The organism is Streptomyces sp. NPDC101160, from assembly GCF_044768205.1.
Taxonomy (GTDB): domain Bacteria; phylum Actinomycetota; class Actinomycetes; order Streptomycetales; family Streptomycetaceae; genus Streptomyces.
Map to the genome: position 1 here is coordinate 305,922 of NZ_JBIWPJ010000001.1, position 15,183 is coordinate 321,104.

Annotated in this window: 10 protein-coding genes; 2 read left to right on the top strand and 8 right to left on the bottom strand. The window is 71.0% G+C overall.

Annotated elements, in window-relative coordinates; all coding sequences use genetic code 11:
- Positions 1–109: 109 nt before the first annotated feature.
- Together ACIRSU_RS01445 and ACIRSU_RS01450 are read left to right on the top strand one after the other, a co-directional pair.
- Positions 110–1,048 (top strand): winged helix-turn-helix transcriptional regulator, encoded by a 939-nt coding sequence (locus tag ACIRSU_RS01445; RefSeq protein WP_403787983.1) that lies wholly within the window; start codon positions 110–112, stop codon positions 1,046–1,048.
- A 34-nt stretch (positions 1,049–1,082) separates the two neighbouring features.
- Positions 1,083–1,880, top strand: a complete 798-nt coding sequence (locus ACIRSU_RS01450; protein ID WP_403787985.1) for an IclR family transcriptional regulator — start codon at positions 1,083–1,085, stop codon at positions 1,878–1,880.
- A 131-nt stretch (positions 1,881–2,011) separates the two neighbouring features.
- On the opposite strand, the gene ACIRSU_RS01455 is transcribed toward ACIRSU_RS01450, so the two are convergent.
- The 8 genes from ACIRSU_RS01455 to ACIRSU_RS01490 all read right to left on the bottom strand — a co-directional run bounded on the left by ACIRSU_RS01455 (position 2,012) and on the right by ACIRSU_RS01490 (position 15,165).
- A complete protein-coding gene (locus ACIRSU_RS01455; RefSeq protein WP_403787987.1) occupies positions 2,012–2,614 on the bottom strand; it encodes a sarcosine oxidase subunit gamma in 603 nt (200 codons plus the stop codon).
- On the bottom strand, positions 2,607–5,903 hold the full coding sequence (locus ACIRSU_RS01460; protein WP_403787989.1) for a sarcosine oxidase subunit delta family protein: 3,297 nt from the start codon (positions 5,901–5,903) through the stop codon (positions 2,607–2,609). The genes ACIRSU_RS01455 and ACIRSU_RS01460 overlap by 8 nt, the downstream gene beginning before the upstream one ends.
- A gap of 11 nt (positions 5,904–5,914) precedes the next feature.
- On the bottom strand, positions 5,915–7,147 hold the full coding sequence (locus tag ACIRSU_RS01465; RefSeq protein ID WP_403787991.1) for a sarcosine oxidase subunit beta family protein: 1,233 nt from the start codon (positions 7,145–7,147) through the stop codon (positions 5,915–5,917).
- Complete coding sequence (gene glyA, locus ACIRSU_RS01470; RefSeq protein WP_403787993.1) at positions 7,144–8,448, bottom strand: serine hydroxymethyltransferase; 1,305 nt, start codon at positions 8,446–8,448, stop codon at positions 7,144–7,146. Before glyA ends, ACIRSU_RS01465 begins: the two co-directional genes overlap by 4 nt.
- 22 nt (positions 8,449–8,470) lie before the next feature.
- Entirely contained in the window at positions 8,471–10,909 is a 2,439-nt protein-coding gene (locus tag ACIRSU_RS01475; protein ID WP_403787995.1) for an FAD-dependent oxidoreductase, read from the bottom strand.
- Between the two features lie 205 nt (positions 10,910–11,114).
- Positions 11,115–12,092, bottom strand: coding sequence for an ABC transporter substrate-binding protein (locus ACIRSU_RS01480; protein ID WP_403787997.1), 978 nt, complete (start codon positions 12,090–12,092; stop codon positions 11,115–11,117).
- Between the two features lie 11 nt (positions 12,093–12,103).
- Positions 12,104–14,077, bottom strand: a complete 1,974-nt coding sequence (locus ACIRSU_RS01485; protein WP_403787999.1) for an ABC transporter permease — start codon at positions 14,075–14,077, stop codon at positions 12,104–12,106.
- Positions 14,077–15,165 (bottom strand): glycine betaine/L-proline ABC transporter ATP-binding protein, encoded by a 1,089-nt coding sequence (locus tag ACIRSU_RS01490; RefSeq protein ID WP_403788001.1) that lies wholly within the window; start codon positions 15,163–15,165, stop codon positions 14,077–14,079. Before ACIRSU_RS01490 ends, ACIRSU_RS01485 begins: the two co-directional genes overlap by 1 nt.
- Positions 15,166–15,183 lie beyond the last annotated feature (18 nt).

Here is a 15,183-nt window from a genome sequence, read left to right on the forward strand (position 1 = left end):
CTCTTTTAGGAACTCACTAATCCCGGTGAGTTTCTATCCGGAACTGACCTCATGGCGCAAGATGGTCCCGACGAACGGCCGCCGTGCGCGGAGAAGTGGAGAGGCAGTGATGAGGTCGGTTCCCGAGCGGGACGCCGCCTGCGCGATCGCGCAGGCCGCGGCGGTGGTCGGCGACTGGTGGAGCCTGCTCCTGATCCGGGAGACCGCCCGAGGGCACCACAGGTTCGACGCGCTCCAGGAGGAGCTGGGCATCTCCCGGAAGGTGCTCACCGAGCGCCTGGCGCACCTGGTGGAGACGGGGGTGCTGGAGAAGGTCCCGTACCAGGAGCGGCCGACGCGGCACGAGTACCGGCTGACCGAGAGCGGCCGGGGGCTGCTGCCGGTCCTGCTGTCGATGCAGGACTGGGCCGACCGCTGGCTCCTCGGCGACGGCTCGCTCAGCGGCACCGCCGACGAGACGAGCGCCGAGGCACGGCGCGTCGCCGACCTGACGGGCCGGCGACTGCCGCGCCTGCGACTGCCCGGTCACCGGGACGGCGCGCCGGTCGACCCGGGGGCCGGCGGCGTGGCCACCGTCCTGTTCTGTTATCCGGCGACCGGGAGCCCCAGCCCCCTGCCGGAAGGCTGGTCGGACATCCCGGGCACCGTCGGCTGCACGCTGGAGAACCGGCTCTTCCGGGACGCGTACGAGGACTTCCACGCCGCGGGCGCGGAGGTGTACGGCGTCAGTACCCAACGCCCCGACGAACAGCGCTTGTTCGCGCGCCAGGAGGACATCCCCTTCACCCTCCTCTCCGACGTCGACCTCCGCCTCGCCGCCGCCCTGCGCCTGCCCACTTTCCGCGCCGGACAACTGCTGCGACTGAAACGGACCGTGCTGGTCATCGACCGTGACGGCACGGTGCGGAACGCGCGCTTCCCGGTGACGGACGTCCCGGCAGCGGTGAGCGAGGCGCTGGTCGAGGTACGGCGCCTGGCCGCGGAGGGCCGAGGCCAGCAGGCCCTCGACGGGTCGAAGACCGAGGTGGCCATGGGGGACTCCTTGTGAGGCTGCACGATCCGACCTTGCCTATAGTTGCGCCATGAGCAACCACTCACCACATGGCGAAACGCAGGCTCCCGCAGCGAACGGGGTGCAGTCCGTCGACCGTGCCGTCAGCGTCCTGGAGATCCTCGCCCAGCGCGGTGAGGCGGGCGTCAGCGAGGTCGCCGCGGAGATCGACGTCCACAAGTCGACCGCGTTCCGCCTGCTCGGGGCGCTGGAGGCGCGCGGTCTGGTCGAGCAGGCTGCCGAGCGGGGCAAGTACCGGCTGGGCTTCGGGATCGTGCGTCTGGCGGGGGCGGTCACGGGCCGTCTCGACATCACACAGCAGGGCCGGCCGGTGTGCGAGCGGCTCAGCGAGGAGATCGGCGAGACCGTCAGCATCGCCGTCCTGCAGGAGCATTACGCGGTCAACCTCTACCAGGTACGCGGCCCGGGTGCGGTCGGCACGCACAACTGGGTCGGGCAGCTCACCCCGGTGCACGCGACGTCCAGCGGCAAGATCCTGCTCGCCCATCTGCCGACGAGGGAGCGCGCCGGCGTGCTCGCGGCATCCGGGTTGCGGAAGCTGACGCCGCACACCCTGACCGCCAGGACCAAGCTGGAGAAGAACCTCGCCGAGGCGCGGGAGCGCGGGTACGCGGTGACGCTGGAGGAGTTCGAGATCGGACTGCACGCCGTCGCGGCCCCGATCCGTGCCCACCACGGCGAGACCCTCGCCGCCCTCAGCGCCTCCGGCCCCGCGTACCGCTTGACCGAGGAGCGCATCCACGAGCTCGCGCCCCTCCTGGTCCAGGGCGCCGAGGAGATCAGCCACCGGATGGGCCACGGGGGCTGAGGCCTCCCCCGGTCCACGGGAGGGGCGCGGCTCGCCCCGGGGAGGCGCGCACCATCCCCGGAGGTGTGCACCGTCCCCGGAAGCGTGCCATCCCCGGTGCGGCGGCGCAGAGCGCCTCCGCACCGGACGGTTCACCCGTATTCCACGGCCGCGTCGAGGAGCCAGTCCGTCAGGTAGCCGGCGAAGGAGGCGCGTACAAGCACCCAGAACCCTGCCCTGGGCTCGTCCCGGGCCACCAGGACGACCTGGGTGCGGGCCAGTGTCGTCTGGGCCGAACGGCCGGGGCCGAAGGCGCGCGGGTGCAGATCCAGCCGGCAGCCGTGGGACAGCAGGTCGCGGGCGCGCGGTCCGCTGACCAGGACGGTGGTGCGCTGGGCGGAGACGTCGGTGACGGAGACGTGCTCGTCCCCGGCCGCCGAGCGGATCCGGCTCTCCAGGTCCCGTTGGGTGCCGGGCCGGCCCACCACCAGCCATTCGTCGGGGCCGAGCCACACCGCGCCCAGATCTCCCACGCGTACGACGGTGTCGGGCTCCAGCGGCAGCGGGAGTCCCAGCGCGAGTCCGACGGCGTCCGCCGCCGGACTCTTGGCGTCGAGGCGGAGGTTCAGCTGGGCCAGGAAGGGGACTTCGGCCAGGCGGACCGCGCCCCCGGAGGATCGCGTCGCGGCGGCCAGGCGGTCGGCGGCATCCGCCAGCGGGCTGCGCTGCCGTGCGGTCGGAGCGGTGTCAGCCATCGCGGCGGGCTCCCTCGGGGTCGTAGAGGACGGGGCTTGCGACGGTCACCGGCAGCAGCCGGTCGCCGACGGGTGCGTAGAGGCGTTCGCCGATGCGGTCCCGGCCGCCCTTGACCAGGGCGAGCGCGAAGGTCCGGCCGAGCGCCGCGCTGCGGTAGCTGGAGGTGACGTGCCCGAGCATCGGGACGGGCGGGGCGGGCAGTTCGCTGTCGGCGACCAGGTGGGTGCCCTCGGGGAGGAGGGCGGCCGGGTCTTCGGGGAGGAGGCCGACGAGGTGCTTGCGGTCGGGGCGGGCCGTGTCGGCGCGGGCGTAGGAGCGCTTGCCGATGAAGTCGGGCTTCTTCTTGGACACCGCCCAGCTCATGCCGAGGTCGTGCGGGGTGACCGTGCCGTCGGTGTCCTGGCCGATGATGGGGTATCCCTTCTCCGCGCGCAGGACGTGCATGGTCTCCGTCCCGTACGGAGTGATGCCGTGCGGGGCGCCTGCCTCGTACAGCGCCTCCCACAGGGCGAGGGCCTCCCACGGTGACACGTTGATCTCGTAGGCGAGTTCGCCGGAGAAGCTGATCCGGCACACCCTCGCCTCGATGCCCGCGACCGTCGTCTCCCGCCACGCCATGAACGGGAAGTCGGCGTTGGCGACCGCAAGGCGGGGTGCGAGCGAGCCGAGCACCTCGCGGGAACGCGGGCCGACCAGGGCGACGGTGGCCCACTGCTCGGTGACGGAGGTGCAGTGGACGCGGAGTTCGGGCCACTCGGTCTGCAGCCACTCCTCCATCCAGTCCAGTACGGCGGCCGCGTTGCCCGTCGTGGTGGTGACCAGGAAGCGGTCCTGGGCGACGCGGATGACCGTGCCGTCGTCGAAGATCATGCCGTCCAGGCGGCTCATGACGCCGTAGCGGATCATGCCGACCTTCAGGGTGCTCATCATGTTGGTGTAGAGCCGGTCGAGGAAGATCGCGGCGTCCGGGCCCTGCACGTCGATCTTGCCGAGGGTGGAGGCGTCCATGAAGGCCACGCCCTCGCGGGCGGCTCGGCACTCGCGCAGCACGGCCGCGTCCATGTCCTCGCCGTCCTGCGGGTAGTACCAGGGCCGCTTCCACTGGCCGACGTTCTCGAACAGGGCGCCGTGCGCGGCATGCCACGCGTGGAGGGCGGTCGTGCGGATCGGGTCGGACAGCGCGCCGCGGTCGCGGCCGGCGAGGGTGGCGAAGGAGACGGGGGTGTAGGGCGGCCGGAACGTGGGCAGGCCGAGCGCCGAGATGTCCACGCCGAGGAGTCCGGCGACGATCCCGCTCGTCAGGACCCCGCCCGTCTTGCCCTGGTCGTTGGCGGTGCCGGCCGTGGTGTAGCGCTTGGTGTGCTCCACCGAGCGCAGGCCCGCCCCGGTCGCCCGCGCCAGGTCGTCGACCGTGACATCGCGTTGGAGGTCGACGAACCGGGGGGCTCCGGTGCCGGTGGGGACGGCGAACACCTGCATGGGCGGGGTGTGCGGCTGGGCGGCGACGGCCGGGAGGACCGGTGCCTCGGCGGTGTAGCCCTCCGCCTCGACCGCGCGGGCGCCGGCCGCCGCGCCCTGTGCGAGGGTCGTGGCGAGATCGTGGGCCCCGTTCGCGCTGCCCGCGACGTCCACCGCCTGACGGCAGCTGTCGGGCACGAACGTGCCGAGTACGTCGTCGTGGCGCAGCTTGCCGCCGGCCTGGCTGAACAGATGCGCGACCGGGTTCCAGCCGCCGGAGACCAGGAGCAGGTCGACGGCGAACTCCCGGCGTCCCACGAACTCCCCGTACGGGGCGACCGTCACGGCGGTGAGGCGGGCCCCGCCCTCCGTGTCCGTGACCGCGTGTCCGGCCAGCACCTCGATCCCGGCGGACCGGGCACGCTCGGCCCACTCCCCCGGCTCGGACCGGGTGTCGACGATCGCCGCGATGTCCACTCCCGCCGCCGCCAGATCGAGCGCGGCGGCGTAGGCGCTGTCGTTGGTGGTGAACACGACCGCGTGCCGGCCGGGCAGAACGGCGTACCGGTGGAGGTACGTGCGGGCCGAGGCGGCCAGCATCACACCGGGGCGGTCGTTGTCTCCGAACGCCAGTGAGCGCTCGTGGGAGCCGGTCGCGAGGACCACGTGCCGGGCGCGGATCCGCCAGACGCGCTCGCGGGAGACGTGCTGCGGGGCCTCGGCGCCGAGGTGGTTGGTGCGGTGCTCGACGGCGAGGAGGTGGTTGTCGTCGTAGTGACCGAAGACGGTGGTGCGCCGCAGGACGCGTACCTCCGGGGCGGCTTCGAGCTGTGCGCGGGTCGCCTCCACCCAGTCGAGGTGTTCGCCGGTGCCGAGCAGGCTGCCGCCGGGTTCCGGCTGGTCGTCGGCGAGGACGACGCGTGCGCCGCTCCGCGCGGCCGCCGCGGCGGCTGCGAGGCCGGCGGGGCCCGCGCCGACGACCAGCAGGTCGCAGTGGGCGTGTACGGCGTCGTAGCGGGCGGGGTCAGGTTCGGTGGCGAGGCGTCCCTGGCCCGGGAGGCTGCTCGCGACCAGGCCGTCGTAGAGCTCGACCGTCGTGGCGGGGAGCATGGGCTCGGGGAAGGGGGCCTCGATCTGGACGACCGCGTTGGGTTCCTCCACGCCGGCCGAGAAGATGCCGCGGGGGCGGCCCAGCTTGATGCTGGTGGCGGCCTGGATGACGCCGTTGGCGAGGAGGGCGGAGGCGAGGGTGTCGCCTCGACGGCCCTGGTATTCGGTGCCGTCGAAGGTGAAGGTGAGGGGGGTGTCGCGGTCGATTCGGCCGCCGGTGGGGGTGCGGAACGGTTCGCCCCCGCCGCCCCTGCCAGGTGGCTCCGCCCCCTGGACCCCCGTCGGCCCTGAGCGGGCCTCGTCCTCGGGCTCTCCCAGAGGGGGTGCTCCCAGACGGGCTGGTCGCGCCGGACCCGGCTGAGAAGTGACCGGACCCGGCCGGGAACTGACCGCGCGGGCCTCCAGCCTCTCCGCACGGGCCTCCAGCCTCTCCGGGCGGGCCTCCAGCCTTTCCGGGCGGTCCTCTCCCACCCGGTACACCGCCAGGATCTCGTTCGTCGACGTATCCCGCACCGCGTTGAACCACCTGCGGCAGCCCGCCGCATGACTCCATCGCTCGGCGAACGGACCCTTGGGGTTGTCGCGGAAGAACAGGTACCGCGCCCACTCCTCGTCGGTGAGGGCGGCCGGATCCTCGGGGTAGGGCACGTGTGCCTGGCCGCCGTAGTGGAACTCGGCCTCGTCGCGGGGCCCGCACCACGGGCAGGGGATGAGCAGCATGGTTCGGCTCCCTAGTGGGCCACCGCGGCCGCGCCGTGCTCGTCGACGAGCGCGCCGGTGGTGAAACGGTCGAGCGAGAAGGGGGCGTTCAGGGGGTGGGGGGTGTCGTGGGCGATGGTGTGGGCGTAGACCCAGCCGACGCCCGGGGTGGCCTTGAAACCGCCCGTGCCCCACCCGCAGTTGAGGTAGAGGTTGTCGACCGGGCTGAGGCCGACGATCGGCGAAGCGTCCGGGCTGACGTCGACGATGCCGCCCCAGGTGCGCAGCACGTGGGCGCGGGCGAAGACCGGGAAGAGTTCCAGGGCGGCGGACATCTGCTCTTCGATGATGTGGAAGGCACCGCGCTGGGTGTAGGAGTTGTACGCGTCGATGCCGGCGCCCATCACCAGCTCGCCCTTGTGCGCCTGGCTGACGTACACGTGGACGGCGTTGGACATGACCACGGTGGGGTGGACCGGCTCCAGGAGTTCGGAGACCAGGGCCTGCAGCGGGTGGCTCTGGAGCGGGAGTTCGATGCCTGCCATGGCGGCGAGGACCGAGGTGTGGCCGGCGGAGCACAGGGCCACCTTGCCCGCGCCGATGGGACCGCGCGTGGTCTGGACGCCGACCACCCGGCCGCCGACCACGTCCAGGCCGGTGACCTCGCAGTTCTGGATGATGTCGATGCCGGCGGCGTCCGCGGAGCGGGCGAGGCCCCAGGCCACGTGGTCGTGCTTGGCGATGCCGGCGCGCGGCTGGTAGGTGCCGCCGAGGACGGGGTAGCGCACGTCCGGGGAGACGTTGACGATCGGGCAGACTTCCTTGACCTGCTCCGCGTCCAGCCACTCGGCGTCCACGCCGTTGAGCCGGTTCGCCTCCACCCGGCGCACGCTGTCGCGGACGTCCTGCAGGCTGTGGGCGAGGTTCAGCACGCCGCGCTGGGAGAAGAGGATCGGGTAGTCCAGCTCCTCCTCGAGGCCTTCCCACAGTTTGAGCGCGTGCTCGTAGATGCCGGCGCTCTCGTCCCACAGGTAGTTGGAGCGGATGATCGTGGTGTTGCGAGCCATGTTGCCGCCGCCCAGCCAGCCCTTCTCCAGGACCGCGACGTCGGTGATGCCGTGGTTCTTCGCCAGGTAGTGGGCGGTGGCCAGGCCGTGTCCGCCGCCGCCCACGATCACCACGTCGTACGCGTGCTTGGGCTCGGGATCGCGCCAGAGCCAGTCGGGGTGGTCGGGGAGGTCGGCGCCTGGGGTGCTGGGGCTCATCGGGCGTCTCCGTCTTCCGAAAGGTGCGGGTAGAGCGGGTACTTGGCCGCGAGTGCCTCGGTGCGGGCGCGCAGGGCGGCCACGTCGGGGTCGGGCTTGAGAGCCAGTGCGATCACGTCGGCGACTTCGGCGAAGTCCTCCTCCGTGAAGCCTCGGGTGGCCAGGGCCGGCGTTCCGATGCGCAGGCCGGAGGTGACCATGGGCGGGCGTGGGTCGAAGGGGACGGCGTTGCGGTTGACGGTGATGCCGATCCCGTGCAGCAGGTCCTCGGCCCGCTTCCCGTCGAGTTCGGAGTCCCGCAGGTCGACGAGGACGAGGTGGACGTCCGTGCCGCCCGTCAGGACCTTCACTCCGGCCGCGGCCGCGTCGGGCCGGGTGAGGCGCTCGGCGAGGAGGCGGGCACCGGCCAGCGTACGGGCCTGGCGTTCGGCGAACTCGGGCGACGCCGCCACCTTGAAGGAGACCGCCTTCGCGGCGATGACGTGCTCCAGCGGGCCGCCCTGCATCCCGGGGAACACGGCCGAGTTGATCTTCTTGGCGAGGTCGGGGTCGTCGGTGAGGACGACTCCGCCGCGGGGACCGCCGAGTGTCTTGTGCGTCGTGGTGGTGACCACATGCGCGTACGGGACGGGGCTGGGGTGCAGTCCGGCGGCGACCAGGCCCGCGAAGTGCGCCATGTCGACCATGAGGAGGGCACCGACCTCGTCGGCGATCCGCCGGAAGGCCGCGAAGTCCAGCTTCCTGGGGTACGCCGACCAGCCCGCGATGATCATCTTGGGCCGGTGTTCCTTGGCGAGTCGCTCGACCTCCTCCATGTCGACGAGGTGGTCCGTCTCGGAGACGTGATACGGCACGACATTGAGCATCCTGCCGCTGTAGTTGATGCGCATGCCGTGGGTGAGGTGGCCGCCGTGCGCGAGGTCGAGGCCGAGAACGGTGTCGCCGGGCTGGAGGAGGGCGAAGAAGACGGCGGTGTTCGCCTGTGCGCCCGAGTGCGGCTGGACGTTGGCGAATCCGGCCCCGAAGAGGGACTTGACGCGCTCGATGGCCAGGCGCTCGGTGACGTCGACGTGTTCGCAGCCGCCGTAGTAGCGGCGGCCGGGGTAGCCCTCGGCGTACTTGTTGGTCGCGACCGATCCCTGGGCCTCCATGACGGCGGGCGGCGCGAAGTTCTCGGAGGCGATCATCTCGAGGGTGGACTGCTGGCGGTGCAGTTCCGCGCGGAGAGCGGCGTGGACCTCGGGGTCCAGCTCGGCCAGGGGGGTGTTCAGCGCGTTCGTACGGTGTTCGCGTGCGGTCACCGGCGGTACCTCTTCCTCGCGGTCAGCCACGGAGGCGGGACATGGTCGCGTCGAACAGCGGCTCCTCGGCGACGACCGCCTCGACGCGCCGGTCGAAGTAGCCGATGTGCAGGGCGGTGCCGGGGGTGGTGAGTTCCGTCGGGAGCCAGGCGTACGCGATGCCCTTGCCGATCGTGTAGCCGTAGGCGGCGCTGGTGACGTAGCCGACCGCGCGGTCGCCGTCGTAGACGGGCTCCTTGCCCATGACCACCGACCGCGGGTCGTCGATGGTGAGGCAGGTCAGCTTGCGCCGTACGTCTTCCTTGCGGCGCTCCAGGGCTGCCTTGCCGATGAAGTCGCCCTTGTCGAGCTTGACGGCGAAGCCGACGCCGGCCTCGTAGGGATCGTGCTCGTAGGTCATGTCGGTGCCGAAGGAGCGGTAGCCCTTCTCCAGGCGGAGGCTGTTGAAGGCACCGCGGCCGGCGATGACGCCGCCGAGCGGCTGGGCCGCCTGCCACAGGGTGTCCCACAGCTTCAGGCCCTGGTCGGCGGTGGTGTAGAGCTCCCAGCCGAGCTCGCCGACGTACGACAGTCGCATCGCGGTGACGGGCACCGAGCCGATGTACGCGCGCTTGGCGCGGAAGTACTTCAGGCCGTCGTTCGAGAAGTCCTCGTCCGTCAGGGGCTGCAGGACCTTGCGGGCGAGGGGGCCCCACAGGCCGATGCAGCAGGTGCCGGCGGTGATGTCGCGGACCTGGACCCTACCGTCGACGGGAAGGTGGCGGGTGAGCCAGTCGAGGTCCAGGTTGCCGTTGGCGCCGACCTGGAAGAGGTCGCGGGCCAGCCGGGCGACGGTGACGTCGCTGCGGATGCCGCCGTCGTGGTCCAGGAGCAGGGTGTACGTCACCGAGCCGACCGACTTGGCGACCTTGCCGGTGGTCAGTCCTTCCAGGAAGTCCGCGGCGCCCGGGCCGCTGACCTCGAGTCGCTTGAGGGCCGTCATGTCGTACATCGCGACGGTCTCACGGGTGGCCTGTGCCTCGGCGCCGACGACGGGCGACCAGAACCGCGCGGCCCAGTCGTTCGGGGTGGGGATGTTGCGGCCTTCGACCAGCCCCGCGTTGGCCTCGTACCACTGGGGGCGTTCCCAGCCGCTCGCCTCCAGGAAAAACGCGCCGTGCTCCTGCTGGCGGGTGTGGAAGGGGCTCGTGCGGATCGGGCGCGGGTCCCCCGACGGCTGGAGGGGGTGGATGATGTCGTAGACCTCGACGAAGTTCCGGCAGTCGCGGGCCAGGACGTACTCCGGGGACAGCTGGTGCGGCTCGAAGCGGTTGACGTCGCACTCGTGCAGGTCGAAGGACGAGCAGTGGCCGTCGACGAGCCATTCGGCCATGGCGCGGCCCACGCCCGCGGAGTGGGTGACCCACACCGCCTCCGCCACCCAGAAACCCTTGACGTCCGGGGACTCGCCGAGGAGCGGGAAGTTGTCGGTGGTGAAGGAGAACAGGCCGTTGATGCCCTCCTCGACCTTGGCCTCCGCCGTCGCGGGGAGCAGCGACCGGGTCTCGGTCCAGGCGTCCTCGAAGTCCTCCTCGGTGAACTTTAGGACCGAGGGCATGGGGGCGGCCTCGTCGACGGAGAGGATGTCGTCGGCCGAGACGGGCATCGGGCGGTGGCCGTAGTAGCCGATGCCGATGCTGTCGAAGCGGTCGCGGTAGTAGAGGTCGGCGTCCTGGTGGCGCAGGATCGGTCGTACCGCCTCCTCCGTCTGACCCGCGAGCGCCGGGACCGGGCCGGTCCAGGCGAGCTGATGGGCGAGCGGGGTCAGCGGGAGGTTCATGCCGGCCATGCGGGCGATCTTCGGGCCCCAGATGCCGGCGCAGCACACCACGATGTCGGCGGCGATCTCGCTCCGGTCGGTGAGGACACCGGTCACCCGGCCCTCGCTCTGCCGGATGTCGAGCACTTCGTGGCGGGCCAGGAAGGTGACGCCGCGTTCGGTGGCCCGGCGGATCTGCGCCTCGACGGCGAGGACGGCCTTGGCAATGCCGTCCGTCGGGATCAGAAGTCCGCCGAGGATCCTGTCCCGGTTCACCAGCGGATGCCGCTCGACGCACTCGTCGGCGCTCAGCATGCGGGCCTCGACGCCCCAGGCGGTGATCCAGCCGTGGCGCCGGTGCAGTTCCGCGAGGCGTTCGGGGGTGGTCGCCACTTCGAGGCCGCCGACCTGCAGGAAGCAGGGCTTGCCGTCGACGTCGAGGGAGCAGAACTTCTCGACGGTGTAGCGGGCCAGCTCGGTCATGGTCTTGGAGGAGTTCGTCTGGAAGACCAGGCCGGGGGCGTGGGACGTGGAGCCCCCGGTCGCGGGGAGCGGGCCCTGGTCGACCACGGTCACTTCGGTCCAGCCACGCGCGGAGATCTCGTCCGCGAGCGCCGCTCCCACGACACCCGCTCCGATGATCACCACTCGGGGTCCCGCCATCGCCGCACCTCCTGATTCAAAACCAGTCAAGTTGCTTGCTGCGCAACATGGTTCAGGTTGCGCAACTCAATGTGCCGGTCACGGGAGGGGGTGTCAAGGGGTCGGCGACGCCGGCGAACAGCCCGGAACACGGCAATGCCCGGCGGGCGGCGCACACAGGTGCACACCGCCCGCCGGGCATCTCGGACCGTCTTGTCGGCGTGGGCTACTTGAGCCAGGCGTCGACCTTGTCGCGGTTGGCCTCCACCCACTTCTTCGCCGCCGCCTCGGGCGACATCTTGTCCACCGCGATGTACTTGGCGACGGTGTTCTGGTCGTCGTTCGTCCACGTGAAGTTCTTCACCAGGCGGTAGGCCGGGCTGCCGGACTTCGCGAACTTCGCGCTGACGATCTTGTCGAGGTCGTACACGGGATAGTCGCAGGCGATCTTCGCCGCGTCGGCGTCACAGCCCGTCGTGTAAGCGGGCAGATTCACCTTGACCAACGGCACCTCGGACAGGAACCACTGCGGCTCGTAGAAGTAGCCGATCACCCATTGCCTGTTCTTCTCGGCCTCCCGGAAGGACTGGATGAGCGCGGTCTCGCTGCCCGCGTACACCACCTTGAAGTCCAGCTTCAGGTTCGTGACCAGCGCCGCGTCGTTGGTGACGTACGAGGGGTCGCCGTCGAGGAGCTGGCCCTTGCCGCCCGACTCGGAGGTCCTGAACTCGGACGCGTACCTGTTCAGGTTCTTCCAGTCGGTGATGTCCGGGTGCGCCTTGGCCAGCCACGGCGGCACGTACCAGCCGATGATGCCCTTGTTGCCGGTCGAGCCGGCGCTCACGGCGGTCTGCTGCTGGGTGATGTACTTCTTCTTCAGATCGTCGTGGCCCCAGTTCTCCAGGACGGCGTCGACCTCGCCCGTCCCGAAGCCCTGCCAGGCGATCTCCTCCTTCAGGTCCTTCTTCTTGACCGTACAGCCGAGGTCCTTCTGCGCGACGTACGCGACGACCGCCGCGTCCGCCTCGTAGCCCACCCACGGGTTGACCGCGAGATTGAAGGTGCCGCACTTGCCCGGGCTGCCCGAATCCGCGGAGTCGACACCGACCTTCGCGCCGCCGCAGGCGGTGAGGGTCAGCCCGAGGACGGTCACGACCGCTGCTCCGCCCGTGCCGATTCTCCACTGTCGTACCTGTGCTGCCATGCTGGTGCTCCTTACGCGCTCGCGCGTCGCGCCGCCGCCTGGGTGATCCGGTCGAACATGACTCCGAGAAGGACGATCGCGAGTCCCGCCGCGAGCCCCTTCCCGTACAGCTGGCCCTGCGAGAATCCGGCCACGACGTCGTAACCGAGGGCCCCCGCTCCCACCAGGCCGCCCACGACGACCATCGACAGCACGTAGATCAGGCCCTGGTTGGTGGCGAGCGTCAGGGCGCCGCGGGCCATCGGCAGTTGAACCTTGGTGATGATCTGCCAGGTGTTGCACCCGGCGGACACGGCCGCCTCGACGGTGGCCCCGGGCACCGCCCGCACCCCGTCCGCGATGATCTTGATGGCGACCGGCACCGCGTAGACGACCGCGGCGACGATGGCCGTGAAGCGGGTCGCGCCGAACAGCGCCAGGAACGGCACGAGGTAGACGAACGGCGGCATGACCTGTGCCGCGTCCAGGGAGGGCCGCAGCACCCGGTCCACGAGCATGCTGCGTCCCATCCACACCCCGAGCGCGGTGCCGAGCACCATGACCAGCACCGTCGCCACGAGGGTCGACGCCAGCGTCGTCATGGCGTCCGACCACAGACCGGTGCCGACCAGCAGACCCACGCACACGGCCGTGGTGACCCCGGCCCGCCAACCGCCGAGCACGGCGCCGAGTGCGATCAGCACCGCGCCGACGAGCCACCACGGGGAGTCGGTGAGCAGCGTCTGGAGCGGATTGAGCAGGCCGTTGGTGATGCCGTCGCGGAAGGCGTTGGTGAGGCCCGAGAGGTTGTCCTGCACCCAGGCGGTCAGGGTGTCCGCCGCGCTCGCGACGGAACCGCCCATGCCGCCGTCGCCGGGGAACACCGCCGCCCATACATAGGTGTGCGAGAGGTGGACGAGGACCGCCGTGACCGCCGCTCCCGCGCCGAGCAGCGGCCTGCGCCACCTGAGGAGGCGGTTCTTCGAACGCCGGGCCGTCTCCTCGCGGGCGCCGGCCGCGGTGGTGACCCGGTCGAGGACGATCGCCATGACGACGATGGCGAGTCCCGCGTTGAAGGCCGTTCCCACGTCGAGCGACTGAAGGGCCTGGATGACGGTCTTGCCGAGGCCGGGCGCGTCGATCAGCGCGGCGATGGTCACCATGGCCAGGGCGGCCATGATCGACTGGTTGACGCCCATCACCACGGTCCGCTTCGACATGGGCAGCAGGACCTTCAGCAGTGCCTGACCTCGTGTGGCACCCAGCGATTCGGCAGCCTCGACAGTGGTCTCGGGGACGGAGCGGATGGCGTGCGCGGTGATGCGGATCGCGGGCGGTGTCGCGTAGATCACGGTGGCGATCGTGGCGGAGGCGCCGCCGATGAGGAAGAACAGGGTCAGCGGGGCGAGGTAGACGAAGGTCGGCATCGTCTGCATGAAGTCCAGGAAGGGCGTCACGATCCGGTTGAACCGGCCGGACAGCCCCGCACCCACGCCCAGCGGAAGCGCGAACAGCAGCGCCACCAGGACCGCGGAGAGGGTGAGCGCCAGGGTGTCCATGCTCTCCTGCCACAGCCCCTGCAGCCCCAGGAAGGTGAAGCCCGCCACGGCCAGGAGCGCGACCCGCCAGTTGCCCACGGCCCAGGAGACGTAGCCCGCGATGCCGACGACGCCGAGCCATCCGATCTGCGGGACGGGGCGTCCGGCGGGGGGCTGCGAGATCAGGTGCTGGACGAAGGTCACCAGGTTGTCGATGACCAGGCGGATCTCGTTGAAGAAGTAGAGGAAGAGCGGGTTGGAGTTGCGGTCCGCGCCGACCGAGTCGTTGACGTCGTTGAACCACCGGTGCAGGTCGGTGAGGTCCGCCGCCGCCAGGGCCAGGGTCTGCTTTCCGCGGAGGACCACGAAGAGCAGCAGCCAGGCGGCCAGGATCGCGGCCACCACCGTGCGCCGGCCGACCCTGCGTACGCCTGCCACGGTGGCGGACTTCTCCAGGGCGACGGCCATCACGCGCCGCCTTCCTGCCCGGCGACCACCGCGAGGATCTCCTCGTCGCCGACGATGCCGAGCAACGTGCCGTCCTCCACGACCTTGACCGGCCTGTCGGCCGCCAGGACCGCCCGGGTGGCCTCCTTCACCACGACGTCCGGGCCCAGCTCGGGACCGTCCAGGGCGTCTTGGGGCTCCACCGGGCGCATGATCCACCGCAGGGTGAGCACATCGCCGCGCGGCACGTCCTTGACGAACTCGCGGACGTAGTCGTCGGCCGGGGCGCCCACCAGCTCGTCGCCGGTGCCGCACTGGACCGTCCTGCCGTCGCGCATGATCAGGATGCGGTCGCCCAGCTTGAGCGCCTCGGAGAGGTCGTGGGTGATGAAGACCATCGTCTTGCCGACCTCGCGGTGCAGCCGGATGACCTCGTTCTGCATGTCGCGGCGGATCAGCGGGTCGAGTGCCGAGAAGGGCTCGTCGAAGAAGAGCACGTCGGGGTCGCCTGCCAGCGCCCGGGCGAGGCCGACGCGCTGCTGCATACCGCCCGAGAGCTGGTCGGGGTAGGAGTTCTCGTAGCCTGCGAGGCCGACCAGTTCGACGACCTCCAGGGCCCGCGCGGTGCGCTCGGCCCTGCTCATGCCGCGGATCTCCAGACCGAAGGCCACGTTGTCCACCACCCGGCGGTGGGGCAGCAGCCCGAAGTGCTGGAAGACCATGGAGAACTTGCGGCGCCGCAGCTCGCGCAGGCGCCTGCCGTCCGCTTCACGGATGTCCTCGCCCTCGAAGACGAGCTCACCGGCGGTGGGTTCGATCAGCCGGGTCAGACATCGCACCAGGGTGGACTTGCCGGAGCCGGACAGGCCCATGACGACGAACACCTCGCCCTTGCGGACGTCGAAGTCGACGTCGCGGACGGCGGCGGTGCACCCGGTGCGGTCCATGAGCTCCCGGCGGGTGAGGCCGCGCAGTTCCTCGGAGTCCGGTACCTGGTCGGCCTTCGGCCCGAACACCTTCCACAGCCGGCGCACGGAGATGACCGGAGTGCCGTCCGAATCCTGGTGCGCGCCGTGCCGCTGCGACACCGCGGTCTGCGTTGGGGTCATGGTCGACCTCTCTTCGGC